General features: G+C 61.9%; 10 protein-coding genes and 1 pseudogene. 7 read left to right on the top strand and 4 right to left on the bottom strand.

Going from position 1 to position 17,061, the window contains the following annotated elements; genetic code table 11:
• Positions 1 to 7 precede the first annotated feature (7 nt).
• The 4 genes and pseudogenes from BN1121_RS08220 to BN1121_RS08235 all read left to right on the top strand — a co-directional run bounded on the left by BN1121_RS08220 (position 8) and on the right by BN1121_RS08235 (position 6,269).
• Positions 8 to 1,228, top strand: coding sequence for an exonuclease SbcCD subunit D C-terminal domain-containing protein (locus BN1121_RS08220; protein WP_005351010.1), 1,221 nt, complete (start codon positions 8 to 10; stop codon positions 1,226 to 1,228).
• Entirely contained in the window at positions 1,225 to 4,983 is a 3,759-nt protein-coding gene (locus BN1121_RS08225) for an AAA family ATPase (RefSeq protein WP_005351012.1), read from the top strand. The genes BN1121_RS08220 and BN1121_RS08225 overlap by 4 nt, the downstream gene beginning before the upstream one ends.
• Before the next feature lie 99 nt (positions 4,984 to 5,082).
• Positions 5,083 to 5,552, top strand: a pseudogene (locus BN1121_RS08230) (GNAT family N-acetyltransferase).
• Positions 5,553 to 5,657: 105 nt separating this feature from the next.
• Positions 5,658 to 6,269 (top strand): bactofilin family protein, encoded by a 612-nt coding sequence (locus tag BN1121_RS08235; RefSeq protein WP_005351019.1) that lies wholly within the window; start codon positions 5,658 to 5,660, stop codon positions 6,267 to 6,269.
• Here BN1121_RS08235 and BN1121_RS08240 read toward each other — a convergent pair whose 3' ends face one another.
• Positions 6,270 to 8,192: a methyl-accepting chemotaxis protein gene (locus BN1121_RS08240; RefSeq protein ID WP_005351024.1), complete on the bottom strand. Its 1,923-nt coding sequence runs from the start codon at positions 8,190 to 8,192 to the stop codon at positions 6,270 to 6,272. It abuts the gene before it with no gap.
• A 586-nt stretch (positions 8,193 to 8,778) separates the two neighbouring features.
• Here BN1121_RS08240 and BN1121_RS08245 point away from each other — a divergent pair.
• From BN1121_RS08245 to ptsG, 3 genes are all read left to right on the top strand, one after another.
• Positions 8,779 to 10,035: a maltoporin gene (locus BN1121_RS08245; RefSeq protein ID WP_005351027.1), complete on the top strand. Its 1,257-nt coding sequence runs from the start codon at positions 8,779 to 8,781 to the stop codon at positions 10,033 to 10,035.
• A gap of 77 nt (positions 10,036 to 10,112) precedes the next feature.
• Positions 10,113 to 11,072, top strand: coding sequence for a MalM family protein (locus BN1121_RS08250; protein WP_005351029.1), 960 nt, complete (start codon positions 10,113 to 10,115; stop codon positions 11,070 to 11,072).
• Between the two features lie 402 nt (positions 11,073 to 11,474).
• Positions 11,475 to 12,926, top strand: coding sequence for a PTS glucose transporter subunit IIBC (ptsG, locus tag BN1121_RS08255; protein WP_005351032.1), 1,452 nt, complete (start codon positions 11,475 to 11,477; stop codon positions 12,924 to 12,926).
• Between the two features lie 87 nt (positions 12,927 to 13,013).
• Here ptsG and BN1121_RS08260 read toward each other — a convergent pair whose 3' ends face one another.
• From BN1121_RS08260 to glnD, 3 genes are all read right to left on the bottom strand, one after another.
• The gene (locus BN1121_RS08260; protein ID WP_005351038.1) at positions 13,014 to 13,409 is read right to left on the bottom strand and encodes a DUF3461 family protein; all 396 of its coding nucleotides are present in this window, start codon (positions 13,407 to 13,409) and stop codon (positions 13,014 to 13,016) included.
• A 123-nt stretch (positions 13,410 to 13,532) separates the two neighbouring features.
• Positions 13,533 to 14,360, bottom strand: coding sequence for a 2,3,4,5-tetrahydropyridine-2,6-dicarboxylate N-succinyltransferase (gene dapD / locus BN1121_RS08265; protein WP_005351039.1), 828 nt, complete (start codon positions 14,358 to 14,360; stop codon positions 13,533 to 13,535).
• 87 nt (positions 14,361 to 14,447) lie between these two features.
• Positions 14,448 to 17,057 carry a bifunctional uridylyltransferase/uridylyl-removing protein GlnD gene (glnD, locus tag BN1121_RS08270; protein ID WP_043597647.1) on the bottom strand — a complete coding sequence of 870 codons (2,610 nt, stop codon included), beginning with the start codon at positions 17,055 to 17,057 and terminating at the stop codon, positions 14,448 to 14,450.
• Positions 17,058 to 17,061 lie beyond the last annotated feature (4 nt).

Raw genomic sequence — 17,061 nt, forward strand, 5'->3', positions numbered from 1 at the left:
AGTCATCATGAAGATCCTCCACACCGCGGACTGGCACCTGGGGCACCAGCTCCACGGTCACGATCGCCACGCCGAACATCAGGCCTTTCTCGACTGGCTCGCCGCCACCATCGACGAGCGTCGTCCCGATGCCCTGCTGGTGGCGGGCGATCTGTTCGACACCGCCAACCCGCCCGCCAGCGCCTGGCAGCAGCTCTACCGCTTCCTGGCGCGGCTGCGGGCCGACCATCCGGCCCTCAACCTGGTGCTCATCGGTGGTAACCACGACTCGCCCTCCAAGCTGGATGCGCCCCATGAGCTGCTGCGCGCCTTCGACCTGCACCTGGTCGGCAGCATCAGCCGGGATGCCGAGGGTGAACTCGAGCTCGAGCGTCTGTTGGTGCCGCTGACCGGGGGCGACGGGGTCGTGCAGGCCTGGTGCGCCGCTGTGCCGTTTCTGCGCAGCAGCGATCTGCGCACCCGGGAGCTCGCCGACGGGGAAGACAGGTTGGTGGAGGGGGTGCGCGCCGTCTATCGCCAGGTGCTCGATGAGGGGCGCCGACGGGCCGGGGAGCTGCCCCTCATCGCCATGGGCCACGCCTATCTGGCACGCGGCCAGCTCTCCGAGCTCTCCGAGCGCAAGGTGCTCGGCGGTAACCAGCATGCCCTGCCAAGCGATCTGTTCGAGGGCGCCGACTACACGGCCCTGGGTCACCTGCACCTGGCCCAGCACATCGGCGAGCGGGTTCACTACAGCGGTTCGCCGCTGCCGCTGTCGCTCTCTGAGGCCGACTACCGCCACCAGGTGCTGGAGGTGACCCTGGACGGGCGCGAGGTGAGCGTGACGCGCCTCATGGTGCCGCGTACCGCCCCCATGATCCGGCTCCCCGAGCAGGGTCTCGACGAGGCGCTGGCGGCCATCACGGCCCTCGATTTGCCCGAGGTCGAGGCCGGCGCCCGCCCCTATCTCGAGGTACGCCTGCTGCTGCCCAAGCCCGAGGCCCGCATCCGCGAGCGCATTCTCTCGGCCCTGGCAGGCAAGCCGGTACGCCTGGCTCGCATCAGTACCCGCTATCAAGGGTCGGGCGAGGGTCTGGCCGATGGTCTGGCTCGACGCAGACTCGATGAACTCTCTCCCACCGAGGTGTTTCGCCTCTGCTATCAGCGCCAGTTCGAGGGGGAACCCGACGCGTCACTCGTCGCCTCGTTTGAAGAGATCCTGGAGCAGGTCAAGGAGTCCGGCATATGAAAATCTTGTCTCTATCCGGTGAGAATCTGGCCAGCCTGACCGGCTCCTTCACCATCGACTTTACCCGTGGTGCGCTCGGGGCGGCCGGTCTCTTTGCCATCACAGGCAACACCGGTGCCGGCAAGAGCACGCTGCTCGACGCCATTTGCCTGGCCCTCTACGACGAGATGCCCCGTTTTATCGCCAATCGCAAGAATGTCGAGAAAATTGGCCGCGCCCATGAAGACGAGAAAGACAAATTAACGGCCAATGATGTCAAAAACATCCTCAGTCGCGGCCATGCCAGCGGCTTTGCCGAGGTGAGCTTTCGCGGCTGTGACGGTCGCACCTGGCGCGCCCGCTGGACGGTGCGCCGGGCCCGTAACCGTGCCGAGGGGCGCTTTCAGGCGCAAGAGCGCTCCCTGACCGACGTCGAGTCGGGTCAGGTCTTCTCGGGCAGCAAGCGGGAGCTGCAGGATCGCATCGACGAGTTGGTGGGCCTCTCCTGGGAGCAGTTTCGCCGCGCCGTCATATTGCCGCAGGGGGAGTTTGCCGCCTTCCTCAAGTCCGATGCCAACGAGCGATCCGCCCTGCTCGAGCGGATGACCGGCACCGAGCTCTACTCCGCCATCTCCATGCAGACCTATGAGCGAGCGCGGGAGGAGCAGCAGAAGCTGGCGACCATCGGCCAGCGCCTCGGCGACCTGGTACTGATGGATGAGGAGAGCCGCAGGCAGTGGGTGAGCCAGCAGGTGAGCCTTACCTCCAGCCTCAAGCACGAGCAGCAGCAACAGCAGCTGATGCAGGATCTGCGCGATCTTAATAGCCGCATCGCCGACCAGCAGCGAGGTTGCCTGGAGGGGGAAGCGGCGCTGGAGAGGGCCCTGCTGGCTCATGGCGCCGCCGCCGCCGAACGCGAGGAGTTCGCCCGCGTCGAACAGGCCCAGGTGGCCCGCGCCGATCACGACGAACTGGCCCGCCTCACCCTGGAGGTGCAGCAGCAGGAGAAGGTGATCGCCGAACTCGGCCCCGAGCTGGCCCAACTCGAAGAGCAGGCCCAGCAGAGCGTGCTGACCGAACAGCAGTTGCTGGCCGAGAAGATCGCCGCCGAGCGCGAATGGGGCGCCCTGCAGCCCGAGCTCAAGCGGGCGCAAGAGCTCGACACCCGCATTCGGGAAAAGCAGCAGCAGTTGCAGAAGATCCAGCAGGAGGGGGCACAGGAGCGGGAGGTGCAGCGCACCCTGGAGCAAGGCTGGCGCGAGCAGAGCCAGCAGGTGGCGCAGCTCAAGGGTGAGCACCAGCAGTGGAGCCTCTGGCTTGAAGAGCACAAGGAGCTGGCGCCGGTCGCCCGCCAGTGGCAGCCCCTGCTCACCGCCATGCAGGACTGGAGCGAGGATGCCGACACCTTGCAGCAACTGCTCATCCTGCGGGATCGCAAGCTGAGCGCCCTGCAACAGTTGCAACGTCAACTGGAGCAGGGTCAGCAGGAGCGCGACTACTGGCAGCGCGAACTGGCGCGGCTGCAACAGCAGCAGCTCGAGCTGGAGCAGCAGCAGTGGGAGAGCCGCCTCGCCAAGGCACAGGATCAGTGGCAGCAGCAGACCGAGCAGCTGGGGCAAGTGCGTCAGCTGCTGGAGCTGGTCGATTACGCCCACAGCCATGCCGAGCAGCACACCCGGTTGCAACAGGAGATAGCACAGCTGGAGCAGGCGCTGGGCAAGTTGGCCACCCTCAGCGCAGAGCTGGTGCCGGCCCGCGAGCGCCTCGCCTTGCAGCGGGACGAGGCGCGCCATGCGCTGGAGCAGTCCCGGGCTGTGGCCAGTTTTGAGCAGTATCGCCACCTCCTCAGCGATGGCACCCCTTGCCCGCTGTGCGGCGCCGAGGAGCACCCCTACCGCCAGAGCCAGCCGCAGGTTGCCGGCATTCTGGGTCAACTGGCACAGCGGGCCCAGAGCCTGGAGCTCGAATGGGAGCGGCTCAATCATCAATGCATTCAGTGCGAGAGCGAGCATCAGGAGCTGGCGCGCCAGCTGCTGGTACGCCAGCAGCATCTTCCCGAGCTGGAGACGCGTGCCGAGCAGCTGACCCAACGCTGGTTGCAGCTGGGCGGCGATAACCTGCTGGGTCATCCATTGCCGCGAAGCCAACGCCCCCTCGAGTGGAAGGAGCTGATGAGCACCCTGATAGGCCGCAGCCAAACCCTGGAGCAGGGGCTGGCCCAGAGCCAGCAGCTGTTGCGTGAGGCTCAGCTCGGCCAGCAGCAGTTACAGGGGATTCGCCAGCAACTGAGTCAGCTGGCCGAGCGGCACCAGCAGTTCGACCAGCAGTGGCAGGAAGCCGACCGTCAGCGCATCACCCTGGAAGGGGAAGTGAAGGCGATGGGGGAGCAGGAGGCCACCCTGCGTCAGCGTCTCGAGCTGGGAGGCCTTCGCCTCGACGAGCAGATGGGGGGCCAGCCCTGGCGCCAGTGGCTCGGCACTCGGCAGTGGCACGAGTGGCAGCGTGCCTGCGAGGCCTGGCTGCACGGCCAGAGCGAGTGGGAGCGGCTGGCCGGCGAGATTGCCAGCCTCACCCCTGCCCTGAGCGCTCAGGAGGCGCGCCTGCAGACCCAGCGCGACGTGCTGCACAAGCTCGAGCGCGACTACAAGGAGCACGATCAGCAGCGCCAGGGGCTGCTCACCAGTCGCGCCGCCTGTTTGGGGGGGGAAGAGATAGCCCTGGTCGAGAGTCGCTGGCAGGCGCGCCTGCAACAGATCGCCAGCGAGTTGGAGGCGATGCAAGGCAGCGCGCGCGCCCTGCGTGAGCGCCAGACTGAACTCAAGACTCGCCTCGCCCACATGGAGCAGGAGAAACAGGTCAGCAGCCGGCGCAAGCGCGAGGTGCTGGGCCGCTGGGCCGCTCACGCCAGCGCCCTAGGCATCGCCGAATATGACCTGCGCCGCCTGCTGGCCATCAGCCCGGAAGAGCTCAAGGCGCGCCGCACTGCCTTGCAGGGGTTGGAGGACGCCGTGGGCGAGGCCCGCACCCGCCTCGCCGAGCGGCAACGGGCGCTGGCGCTGGAGCAGAGCAAGCGGGATCGCTATCAGGAGCACCACCCCGAGCTGGCTGCCCTGGCGCAGGAGGAGCTGGTGCAGCGTCTGGCCGAGCTGGAAGCCCACTGTCGTGACCTGGATGAGCAACTGTTTGCGTGCAAGAGCGCCCTGGCCCAGGCCGAGGCGGCCGCCCTCAGGGCGGGCAGCTTGCAGCAGGAGCTGGCCACCCAGCAGGCGGTGGCCGATCACTGGCAGCAGTTGTGCGATCTCATCGGGCAGGCCAACGGAGCCAAGCTGCGCACCTTCGCCCAGAGTCTCACCCTGGAGCGGCTGCTGCTCGAGGCCAATGCCCAGCTGGGCGACCTGTCGCCGCGCTACCGGCTGGAGCGGGTGCCCGGCACCGACCTGGCGCTGCAGGTGGTGGATCTCGACATGGGGGACGAGGTGCGCTCGGTCGATTCCCTCTCCGGCGGTGAGAGCTTCCTGGTCTCCCTGGCGTTGGCCCTGGCGCTCTCGAGCCTGTCGTCCAAGCAGACCCAGGTGGAGTCGCTCTTCATCGACGAGGGGTTCGGCACCCTGGATCCTGACAGCCTGGATCTGGCCCTCTCCTGCCTCGACTCGCTGCAGGCGAGCGGACGGCAGATCGGGGTCATCTCCCATGTACAGACCCTGGTCGAGCGCATCGGCGTGCAGGTGCGGGTCGAGGCGCTGGGGGGAGGGGAGAGCCGTGTGCTGATCCCGTGACACGGCCACCGCGTTGTGCTCACATGAGCCCACTCTTACAATCAGCGGGCCCCGATAGCCGGTGCCCTTTCTTTTAACCGTGTGATGCAAGTAGGCGTGATGAGAATTCGACGGGCACAGCAGGGGGATGAGCCGGCCTTGACCCGCTTGCGGTTGGCCCTGTTTGTGGAAGAGGGAGATCTCGCGTCGACGGACGAGGATCCCGCGCTGGCGGTTGTGCTGGCCGATTACTTCGCACAGACCCTGGCGGATGGGGCCTGTCTGCACTGGGTCGCAGAAACAGAGGGCGAGGTGGTGGGGGCGGGCTCGCTGGCGCTCTTTTGCCGGCCCCCCTACCCGGGCAATCTGGCCGGGCGCGAGGGTTACCTGCTCAACATGTTTGTGCTGCCCGCCTGGCGCCGCCGTATGTGGCCCGAGCCCTGGTGACTGCCATCGAGCAGGAGGCCTGTCGGCTGGCACTGGGCAAGGTGTGGCTGCACGCCAGTGCCATGGGGGACCCCCTCTATCGGGAGCTGGGTTTTGCCGGCAACCCCGCCTATCTGGAGTGGCGCCCTCAAGTTCTCGCCTAAGCCGGTCGTTGTACCTTGTCAGGCCGCCCGTTGGGCGGCTGCGCAGGGCGCAGTGCGTCCGCCTCATGCGCCGTCATCGGCGCCACCACAACAGGTTATCCACTCATGAAGTCAGCGGGTCGCGAGCGCCTGCTTACCCTCACCTGTCTGCTGTGGGGGGTAGCACTGCTTTGCTACATGCTGGGGTTGGGGCTCTACCTCATCCCCACTGGATGTGCCCTGGTGGCACTCATCGGATACGTGATAGAGAGATTCATAATGTTTGGTCGTGACAAACCCAAGGCTCCCGTCGCCGCGATGAGCGAGCCGGCACAGACCGTATTGGCCGCCGAGGCCACCTTTACCGGCAACCTCCAACTGCAGGGGCAGCTTCTGGTCTTCGGGCGCCTGGTGGGCAATGTGACCATGACCGAAGGCCGGGTGAGGGTGATGCAGGGCGGGCGCATCGAGGGGGAGGTTCACGCCCCCGAGGTGGAGCTGGACGGGGTGCTTGAGGGCACCTGCGAGGCGACCTCGGTCGCCATCCTGGCCCATGGCCGGTTGCAGGGTATTTGCCGTGGCGGCACCCTCTCTATCCAACCGGGCGGCGTCTTCCTCGGCCACTCCCAGGCGCTCGGAGAGGCTCAGTCCAATGTGACCCCCCTGGCCGGCGGCAAGGGAAAGGAGTCCAAGGAGAGCAAGAAGAGCGAGCCCGCCCCCGAGGCCAAAGAGGCCTGATCACTGGCGCAGGATGGCCGGGATCCGGCAGGCCTGCTCCCCCATGTGGCTGGCAACTCGGGTCGCCTCCTCGGTGACCCGGGCCGACTGCTGATGCAGCTGCTCCATCAGCGCTGCAAAGCGCGTCAGGTATTCTGACTGGGAGCGGGCATTGCCGGCTCCCTGACAGGCGATGCTGGCCGTGCTGCGGGCGCTCTCCTGCATCGCGCGAGTCACGCCAAAGAGGGTGCCCGCCTGGCTCTGCTGTGCCCGGGCGTGCTGCTCTATCTGCTCCATGGAGGCCGAGAGCCGACCGCCGGCCTCTTGCAGCCTGCCGAGCACACCGACGATCTGCTGCAGGGAGCGTTGGGTGTCGGTCGAGAGGTGGCGAACCTCGTCGGCCACCACGGCAAACCCTTCCCCCTGCTTACCGGCGCGCGCCGCCTCGATGGCGGCGTTGAGGGCCAGCAGGTTGGTCTGCTGCGCTATGTGCCCTATCACCTCCACCATGGCCTCCACCTCGTTGAGGGAGAGGGTCACCCCCTTGATGGCGCTGCGGCTCTCGTCGATGGCTCCCGTGGTCTTGCGGCTCGCCTCCAGCATCGCCTGGACCACGCTCTCGCTCTCGCGCATGGTGTGCTCATTGTGATGGGCGTGGTGCGCTATCTCGTCGGCCACCTGGCGCACCTCGGCAGCCAGCAGATCGAGTTCTCGCATCATGTCGCCGCTCTCTCTGACCACTGAGGCCGCACTCCGGGTGCTATGACAGATCTGCTCCACGTGGGTCACCATCTCATTGAGATGGCGCGAGACGGCATCGAGCTGGCTGGCCTTGGTCTGGCTGCTGCGTTGCCACTGCACGATAAGTTGGTTATAGCTCTCACCTATTTCGGCCAGCTCGTTACCCTGACCCATGGCGGGCAGGGGCTCTGCCTGGCCGGTCTGCGCCAGTGCCGCGAAGGCCCGCTGCAGGCGCCTGAGCGGACGCAGTACCCAGCGGTATTGGAAGCCCCAGCCCAGCAGGGTAAAGAGCACCAGGGCGGCGGCCATCGACGCAATGGTCGAGCCCAGTTGCGACAAGCCCTGCTGGCGCTCGGTTTGCTGGGATTTCACCAGGGTGTCGAGCAGTGCATAGAGCGAGGCCACATCCTGGCGGATCTGCTGGCGGGCCTGCTGCTGGCGGGCCAGCTGTCGGGTCGTCTCGTCCAGCTCCTTAGGGTAGCGTCGCAGCAAGGAGGCGAGTTCATCTCTGGCCTGCTCACCCAGCTCGGCAGGGGGTGCCGGAGTGAGCAAGGGGAGCAGCGGCTCCTCTTTCTCTTCCAGATGGCCCAGCAGGGGGAGGGTCGCGAGCTGCCGGTACTGGCCCTGCATCAGCGCCAGGGTCTGCTCCAGCGCCTTCTTGTTCCCCGTCTCTCCCTGGCCCTGATAACTCTCTCGCTGGTGGATGAGTTCGATCAGGGTGGTGGCCAGTGCCTGCGCCTGGATCTGATAGGCCAGACGCGCCGGCTCCAGTGCCGGGTCGACCGGACGCCCCGCATAGGCCAGCAACTGGCGGATCTGCCCGGCCATCTCCTGCTCTGCGTGCTGTAGCAGTAGCGCCGGGGTGCCGGAGAGTTTACCGGCGGCCAGGTAGTCGCTCTTCATGCGCTGGCGCAGGGTGCCAAGGGTCTCTCCCAGCTCGGGCTGGGTTTGGGGCAGCTGACTGATGGCGGCGTCCAGTAGACGGATCGCCTGCTGGAGGCTCTCGTTGTTACCGTTTCCCAGATACTCCTGCAATCGGGTTGGGAGTTGCTGACCGAGCCTTTGCTGCAGTACCTGAAGCGTGAATAGCGCCTGCTGCTCGGCGGCAAGCTGGCGGGCACCCTGCCACAGCGCCAGGGTGAGCGTGCCAGCCAGTAGCAGCAGGCAGAGGGAAAAAAAATGAGTGAAGCGGCCGATGCGCATGATACGACTCCTCTGGGTGGAGGCCAGTCCAAACAGGATGGACAGAGCCTAAAGGGAGTCCGTGATGAAAAGATGACAAGCGGCGTCTACATACAATCGATGGAGCATCATTGTATTTTGTGGGTTATTTGAGTCTCTATTTTCTCGTTTTATTTATGCCTCGGGTGGAACTTTTTCATCCACCTTGGCTCTTAATTATGCGCATAGCATATTTGCATTGAGCGCGTATTTTTTAATCAAGAAAGCGCTTTCAATCATATTTTAATGGTGAAATTAGCCTTCTCACTCTTAATTTCAAGGGATTAATAATCAAGGATATCGCTTTCAGGCGCAATGCTTGACCTTTTTTGTGTGTTTTTGTGGGTTATCTGTTCAAAAGAAAACGATTTCATTGATTTTATTTTCAATCAGATCTGGTTTGGCGCAATTTGTCGCCGTTTTGTGAATTGCCTCATGGTTTCCCCTGCTGGGCGCTCCCTATAATCCGCTCGGTTATCACGCCAAGCATTTTCGACATCCTCTGGCGGCGATAGTGAACCGGATTTTTGGAACACACATCCACAACGGGAAATTAAGGAACTAAAACATGAAAGCAAAGTGGCTCCCGATTGCTGCAGCAGTGACCGCTGCCCTGGCCTCCGCCTCCGCCTCTGCCGTTGATTTCCACGGCTACTTCCGCTCCGGCGTTGGTGTATCCGATAACGGTGAAATGCAGACCATTGATAAACACAAGGTCGGCCGTCTGGGTAACGAGAATGAGACCTATGGCGAGGTTCAGCTGGGTCAAGAGGTCTACAACAAGGAAAACAAGTCCTTCTACGTAGACTCCATGTTTGCCATGACCTCTGGTCAGAAACGTGACTGGGAAGCCGACAGTACCAGTGGTGATTCAACCTTCGCTCTGCGCCAGTTTAACGTACAGGCCAAAAACCTATTCGGTGGCAACGAGACCCTGTGGGCCGGTAAGCGTTACTACCAGCGCCATGACATTCATATCTCCGACACCTACTACTGGGATGTTTCCGGTGCCGGTGCCGGTGTAGAGAACATCCAGGCTGGTCCTGGCAAGCTCTCCGTTGCTGTGCTGCGTAATGACCCTTGGTCTGAGTACGATGCCAAGGAGAACACCAAGACTCTGGACACCAACGTCTTCGACATCCGTTACGCCGGTATTCCCCTCTGGGCTGATGCTTCGTTGGAGCTGGGTTATGACTTCGCCATGGCCAACCCGACCGATCAACAAGACAAGCAATTCCCGGGCATCAACGATGGCCATATGATCACCGCCGAGCTGACTCAGGGGATGCTGGGTGGCTTCAACAAGACCGCCGTGCAGTACTTCGCCGATGGTCTGGCTGGCCAAGCGACCAGCTATGACGGTGGCTCCGGTAGCGGTCTGCAAGCTGCTTCCAAGAGCGGCGATGGCTTCCGCCTGATCAACTGGGGTGTGCTGCCGGTTGGTGACAAGGTTGAATTCGGTCACCAAATCATCTACGGCAAATCCAGCGACTTCTCTGCCTGGGGTTCCGAGTACGAGGATCGTGACACCTTCTCGGCTGTCGTGCGTCCCATGTACAAGTGGAACGACTACATGAAGACCATCGCAGAAGTGGGTTACTACAAGGATAACGAGACTGCCAAGGGTGGTGTCGAGAAGTCCACCGATGGTGCCAAGTACACCTTGGCTCAGGCCTGGTCCGCTGGCTCCAGCTTCTGGGCTCGTCCGGAGATCCGTGTATTTGCTTCCTATGCGCAGAATGATGGTGCCTTCCGTGCCGATAGCCAAGGTGTTAAGCAAGACAACGCCTGGAACTTTGGTGTTCAAGCCGAAGCCTGGTGGTAATCTGTCGCTAAGCTGACAACCCGCGCCCCCGCTTGTCGGGGGCGTATCTTTTGATTCTGTATTAAAAGGGAGGTGCAATGACCTATACCAAGATTGCTCTGGCCATGGTGTGTGGATTGGCATTGGGAGGCTGTGCGACGCTGGAGAGCACAGTGGCGCCGACCAAGGAGTACAAGGCGGTGTTAGATGGCAGAGAACAGGCGATCAGTGCCCTGAGCCAGGCCGAACCTTGCTGCCATGATCTTACCTCCCTGCCCTATAAAGTGCTCTCGGTTGGCGATCATATCGTGCCGATCGATGGCGCTTCTGCGGCTTATCAGTTTGAAGAGGGTAAGAGCTATGTGGCTGCCTTCCGTCTGCCCGCCAACAGCGGGGATCTGCGTATTACGGTAGAAGGGGTGATTGAGAAGAGCATGTTCAATCCGACCGTGATGATGCTGGACTCCAGATTCAAGGTCACCCGTAAGCTGGGTAAGGACGTATTTAAATACGAGCCGGCCAGGATGCTCAAGGGCGACAGGGTAGAGGCTGTGTTCACCGTGGACCGCAGTTATGTAGGCAATCCCAACAACGAAACCTACATGATTATCTATACCGATCCCAAGGGGCTGGATGAAACGACCACCATCATGAGTCAGGCCAAGTTGATGGCCAAGTCGTTGAGTGTGGTCGATTACGGGGTCAAAGACCCGGTGATCCCTCACTCTCCCTGGGGTGTCGTGAATCTCTCGGTTGAGGACCTGAGCGGCAACAAGACCGACAGTAACTACTACAAGCCTGTCTATCAGGATGCCATCGATGCCAATGCTCCTGTCGTGAACGAGAGCCCCAACAAGCTGGTAGTCCCCTTGGCGGCATCGGCGTCCAAACCTGCCATGCTGGGCGAAACCGATGCCTTCTATCGCACTCAGATTGGCAATGCGGTCAAGGCTGGCGATATTGAGAAGGCAATGAAACTGGTGGATGAGGCCGAGCGGGCAGGCTCGACCAGCGCCAGAAAGACGTTCGTTGACGCAGTCAGACAGTCGCAAAAATAAGCGTTTATCCCCTGAGACTCCCGCCTAATGGCGGGAGTTTTTATTTGCAATCACCGAGCTGGTTACGTTGTGTTACGTGGGGATACGTCGTGATAATTTTGGTTGTAATGCAAATACAGTTGGTGACGGATATTAATATATATTTCTGCTAGGGTTATATTTGAGGTATTTTATTCTTTAATTCCCCTCTTGTTCTCTCCTTAATCAATCTTGTGATCTTTCCTCCAAATTTGTTTTCCTGACGCTTATTGATACAGCATCTTGTTCGATGAGCAGTTATATTTACCCCGTCTAACAATAAACTCTCGGGTCGATTCATTTTCTGGCGTATCAGGAATGAATGGCAGCGAATGAGTTCCGCTTGACCCTAATGGTAAATAATCCTCATCAGGAGCACACACAATGTTGAAAAATGCATTTTCCAACCTGCAAAAGGTCGGTAAATCGCTGATGCTGCCTGTGTCCGTTCTGCCGGTAGCAGGTATTCTGCTCGGCGTCGGCGCAGCCAAATTCAGCTGGTTGCCTGCTATCGTATCTCAAATCATGGAACAGGCCGGTGGTGCCGTCTTCGGCAACATGGCACTGATCTTCGCCATCGGTGTGGCCCTGGGCTTCACCAACAACGACGGCGTTGCCGCCCTGGCCGCGACCGTTGGCTATGCCATTCTGACCAAGACCATCGGTGTGGTCGCCCCCATCGTTGCCGGCCTCGATCCGGCTGCTGCCGATTATGCCGCCATGGCCGACAAGGTCTCCAACGTGGGTGTGCTGGGCGGTATCGTAGCCGGTGGTATCGCCGCCTACATGTTCAACCGCTTCTACCGTATTCAGCTGCCCGAGTACCTGGGCTTCTTCGCCGGTAAGCGCTTTGTGCCCATCATCACCGGTCTGGCCGTTATCATCGCCGGTGTGGTCATGGCGTTCATCTGGCCCCCGGTTGGCGGTCTGATCCAGAGCTTCTCCCACTGGGCTGCCTATCAGAACCCGGCGCTGGCCTTCGGTATCTACGGTATCGTCGAGCGCTCCCTGATCCCCTTCGGTCTGCACCACATCTGGAACGTGCCCTTCTTCTTCGAAGCCGGCTCTTACACCAACGCCGCAGGCCAGGTGTTCACCGGTGAGATCGCTCGTTACATCGCTGGTGACCCCACTGCCGGTAACCTGGCGGGTGGTTACATGTTCAAGATGTACGGTCTGCCGGCTGCAGCCATCGCCATGTGGCACTCCGCCAAGCCGGAAAACCGTGCCAAGGTCGGTGGTATCATGGTCTCCGCAGCCCTGACCTCCTTCCTGACCGGTATCACCGAGCCGATTGAGTTTGCCTTCCTGTTCGTGGCCCCGGTACTGTACGCCATCCACGCCCTGCTGGCCGGCTCTGCCTTCGTGGTCATGATCCTGCTGGGCATGAAGCACGGTACCACCTTCTCCCATGGTCTCATCGACTACGTCGTGCTCTTCTCTCAGTCCACCAAGGGCTGGATGTTCCCGCTGGTTGGTCTGTGCTACGCCGCGGCCTACTACATCATCTTCCGCGTGGCTATCAAGGCGCTGGATCTGAAGACGCCGGGTCGTGAAGACGCTACCGAGGAAGAATCTGTCGGTGAAATGGCCGAACACTACATGGCCGAGCAGCTGGTGCTGGCCTTCGGTGGCAAGGAGAACATCGCCTCTCTGGATGCCTGCATCACCCGTCTGCGTGTCGGTGTGAAGGATGTGGCCAAGGTTGACCAGGCCGGTCTGAAGAAGCTGGGCGCCGCCGGTGTGGTGGTCGCTGGCTCCGGTGTCCAGGCCATCTTCGGTACCAAGTCCGATAACCTGAAGACTGACATGGACATGTGGATGAAGTCCCACTAATCCATCGCTGTGATAAGAAGGGGGAGGCCATTGGCCTCCCCCTTTTTGCATCTCTATGCCGGGTGCGTTGAGCGCACCCGGACGGGGTTAGAGTTTCTCGAGATCCTGCTCTATCTCGCGGATCTTGTTTTGCACCACCTTCTCCAGATGGCGCAGGTCCTTGAGGATCTTCTGCTTGATGTCGGCGTTGGCCGAGGTGGCGTGTGCCCCCTGGGTGATGATGTCGAGCTCGTCGACCACGTATTTCAGGTTGGCGTTGATCTCGGTGATGTCCTTGTACTCATGGGTGCCGGAATCGACCAGTATGGTCTTGCGCTGACGGGGGTACTTGAACTTGACGCTCTTGGCGAAGAACTCCCCTTTCTGCTTCTTGAAGTAGATCTTCAGGATGTCGTGCCCTGCTTCCTGGCGCAGGGTATAGCTCTCTATGCTGTCGGGATCCTGGATCCCCAGGCTCTTGAGGTTTTCAAACTGCTCTTGCATGACGGCTCCTCGAGTCAAAACAGACCTTTCCCGTCTATCTTAACCCAAGCCTTCCAGGCGGCCTGTGACCAGGCTTGGAAAAACAAAAGGCGCCATAAGGCGCCCTTTATTAAATGGTGACGCTTACTCGTCGATGGAGCGCAGCAGGGCGTTGATCCCCACCTTGGCGCGGGTCTTGGCATCGACTTTCTTGACGATCACGGCGGCGTACAGGCTGTACTTGCCGCACTTGGAGGGCAGAGAGCCGGAGACCACCACAGAGCCTGCCGGCACGCGGCCGTAATGGATCTCGCCGGTTTCACGGTCATAGATACGGGTGGACTGGCCGATGAAGACACCCATGGAGATGACGGAGCCTTCCTCGACGATCACGCCTTCCACCACCTCGGAGCGGGCGCCGATGAAGCAGTTGTCCTCGATGATGGTCGGGTTGGCCTGCAGCGGCTCGAGCACGCCGCCGATGCCGACACCGCCGGAGAGGTGAACGTTCTTGCCGATCTGGGCGCAGGAGCCGACGGTGGCCCAGGTATCGACCATGGTGCCCTCATCGACGAAGGCGCCGATGTTGACGTAGGAGGGCATCAGCACGGTATTGGGAGCGATGAAGGAGCCCTTGCGTGCGGTGGCAGGCGGCACGACGCGTACACCGGCGGCCTTGAAGTCATCGCTGCTGTAGTCGGAGAACTTTAGGGGGACCTTGTCATAGTACTGGGCATCGTCGCCCTTGATGATGGCGTTGTCGTTGATACGGAAGTAGAGCAGCACCGCTTTCTTCAGCCACTGATGCACCACCCACTCGCCGGCGATCTTCTCGGCCACGCGTGCCTGGCCCTTGTCGAGCAGCTCGATGGCTTGCAGGATGGCGGCCTTGGTTTCGGCATCGACGGTGCCGGGAGTGATGGTGTCGCGGCGCTCGAAGGCGGCCTCGATGATCTGTTGCAACTCGGTCATGACGGTTCCCTTTCAAAAAATTCTGTTTGTTGTATCACACTTTTGCCCTCGAGTTCAGCCATCTTGCGGGCGGGGTTTGCCGTTCGCTCAAGCCTGAGTCAACTGGGCGAGCTGCTGTACCAGACGGGCCTCCAGTTGTTGCTGTTGCTCGCTGTCGAGCGGCTCCCCATCCAGAGTGGTGAGGCTGAAGAAGTCCTCGACCCGCTCGCCTATGGTGGTGATCTTGGCGGCGTGCAGGGCCAGTCCACACTGCTGGAACACGGCGCCGATGCGCGCCAGCAGGCCAGGGGCATCGAGGGCGATGAGCTCGACCAGGGTATGGCGCACCTCTCCCTTGTGAGGCAGGAAAGTGACGCGGGTCGGCACATCGAACTGGCGGTGGCGCCGCGACGGCGGCTTGCAGCGCAGCACCAGCTTGCCCGGATTTTGCAGTGCCTTCTCCAGCGCTCCCTTGATGGTGGGGAGGCGATTCGGGCTGATGGGTTGGCCGTTGGGTTCGAGCACGATGAAGGTATCGAGCACGAAGCCGCTGCGCGAGCTCATGATCTGGGCGTCGTGAATGTTGAGGTTCTTCTGATCCAGGGTCGACGCCACGGTGGCGAAGAGGTTGGGCATGTCGCGGCAGTAGATGAAGATCTCGCTCCCCCCTCGGGTCGGGTGCTTGCCAACCAGCACCAGAGGCCGGTCATCTTCCTGCTCGAGGATATGGCGGGTGTGCCAGGCGATCTGCTCGGGGCTGTGGCGCAGGAAGTAGTCGGCCTTGAAATCCCCCCACAGGGTGTTGATCGCCTCCTCGCTCATCTCGCGCTGGGCCAGTTGTTGTTTGGCCTGGCGCTGGTTCTCGCGGATCTTGAGGCGCATGTCGGGCGGATTTTCGAGCCCCAGGCGCAGCGCCTTCTGGGTGGCGAAGAACAGCTCGCGCAGCAGGGTGCCCTTCCAGTCATTCCACAGGGTGTCATTGGTGGCACAGATGTCGGCCACCGTCAGGCAGCAGAGCAGCTCAAGGTGGAGCTCGTCGCGCACCTTCTGGGCAAAATCGGTGATGACATCCGGATCATAGATATCCCGGCGCTGGGCGGTCACCGACATCAGCAGGTGGTGGCGCACCAGCCAGGCGACCAGCCGGCTCTCGTAACGGTCGAAGCCGTGTAGCTGGCAGAACTCGAGGGCGTCGACCGCGCCAAGCTCGGAGTGATCCCCCTTGCGTCCCTTGGCGATGTCATGAAACAGGGCCGCCACGTAGAGCAGCTCGGGTTTGCGCAGCTGGTTGAACAGCTCGTGACAGAGGGGGTGGCGCTTGCGGCTCTCGGGATCGGCGAAGAAATGAAAGTGTTTGAACAGGCGATGGGTGTGTTCATCGACCGTGTAGGCGTGGAACATGTCGAACTGCATCTGACCGACGATGAGGTTCCACTGGGGGAGATAGGCCGCGAGGATGCCGTACTTATGCATCAGGGTCAGTGGCAGGCCGATCCCCCCCGGGTGGCGCAGCAGGGCCATGAACAGGCGCCGACACTCGGGGATATCCTGCAGCCAGCAACCGAGTCGGCGGCGCGCCTCGCGCAGTTGGCGCAGGGTCGCCGAGTGAATGCCGGTCACGTTGGGGTGCTGGGCTATCTGATAGAAGAGGCGCAGTATGGCGGCGGGCTCACGGGTGAAGAGATCCGGCTCGACTGCATCGATGAGGCGGCCGCGCAGCTGAAACTCATCGCTGAGACGGCGCACATCCATGGCGCTGTTGCCGAGGATCGCCTCGTCAAACAGTTGCAGCAGCATCTCGTTGAGTTCGGCCACCCGGCGTACCGTCTGGTAGAAGCGCTTCATCATCTGCTCGACCGGGGCGTTGCCTTCTCCCTCGAAGCCCAGCATCTGGGCCACGGTGCGCTGGCGATCGAACAACAGGCGATTGTCGCCCTTGTTGATGGCCATGTGCAGGGCGAAGCGCACCTTCCACAGGAAGTTTTGGCAATCCTGCAACTCCCGAAACTCGGCCTGGTTGAGAAAGCCGTGGCTGGTCATCTCGGTGAGGGTGGTGGCCCCGAAGTGACGGCGAGCGACCCAGGCCAGGGTCTGAATGTCGCGCATGCCGCCCGGGTTGCTCTTGATGTCCGGCTCCAGCTTGTAGGCCGTGCCCTGAAACTGTTGGTGGCGCTCCTGCTGCTCCTGGCGCTTGGCGCGAAAGAAGGCCTCGCTCGACCAGAAATGCGCGGGGGAGGTGGCCGCCTTGAGGGCATCGAAGCCGGGGTGGTGACCCGTGATATAGCGCGCCTCGATAAGGTTGGTGGCGATGGTGATATCGCGCCGCCCCTGCTCGACGCACTCGGCCACGTTGCGCACTGACTGCCCCACTTCCAGCCTCAGATCCCACAGAAAGGCGATGAAGTCGCCGATCCGCAGGCCCAGTACCTCGTCCGGCTCCTCCTCATAGAGCAGCAACAGATCGATGTCGGAGTGAGGGTGCAGCTCGCCGCGGCCATAACCGCCGACCGCGATCAGGGTCAACCCTTGCACCCGGTCGAAACCAAACTGCTGCCAGAGTTCGATGAGCAGCGCATCCATGAAGCGGGCACGCTCGGTGACCAGGGTGATGATCTCTTCGCCGGCCTCGAAGCGGGTCTGCTGTTGGCTCATGCAGTGGGCCAGCCGTTCCCGGTAGTGATCGCGATCCAGCGGGGAGGGGAGAGAAAGAGCGTCCATGATG

Source organism: Aeromonas diversa CDC 2478-85, assembly GCF_000819805.1.
GTDB lineage: Bacteria > Pseudomonadota > Gammaproteobacteria > Enterobacterales > Aeromonadaceae > Aeromonas > Aeromonas diversa.

Coding starts and splice junctions, on each gene's coding strand:
- BN1121_RS08225 (WP_005351012.1), top strand. CDS start 1,225: ATGAAAATCTTGTCTCTATCCGGTGAGAATCTGGCCAGCCTGACCGGC.
- BN1121_RS08250 (WP_005351029.1), top strand. CDS start 10,113: ATGACCTATACCAAGATTGCTCTGGCCATGGTGTGTGGATTGGCATTG.
- BN1121_RS08235 (WP_005351019.1), top strand. CDS start 5,658: ATGAAGTCAGCGGGTCGCGAGCGCCTGCTTACCCTCACCTGTCTGCTG.
- BN1121_RS08220 (WP_005351010.1), top strand. CDS start 8: ATGAAGATCCTCCACACCGCGGACTGGCACCTGGGGCACCAGCTCCAC.
- ptsG (WP_005351032.1), top strand. CDS start 11,475: ATGTTGAAAAATGCATTTTCCAACCTGCAAAAGGTCGGTAAATCGCTG.
- BN1121_RS08245 (WP_005351027.1), top strand. CDS start 8,779: ATGAAAGCAAAGTGGCTCCCGATTGCTGCAGCAGTGACCGCTGCCCTG.
- glnD (WP_043597647.1), bottom strand. CDS start 17,057: ATGGACGCTCTTTCTCTCCCCTCCCCGCTGGATCGCGATCACTACCGG.
- dapD (WP_005351039.1), bottom strand. CDS start 14,360: ATGACCGAGTTGCAACAGATCATCGAGGCCGCCTTCGAGCGCCGCGAC.
- BN1121_RS08260 (WP_005351038.1), bottom strand. CDS start 13,409: ATGCAAGAGCAGTTTGAAAACCTCAAGAGCCTGGGGATCCAGGATCCC.
- BN1121_RS08240 (WP_005351024.1), bottom strand. CDS start 8,192: ATGCGCATCGGCCGCTTCACTCATTTTTTTTCCCTCTGCCTGCTGCTA.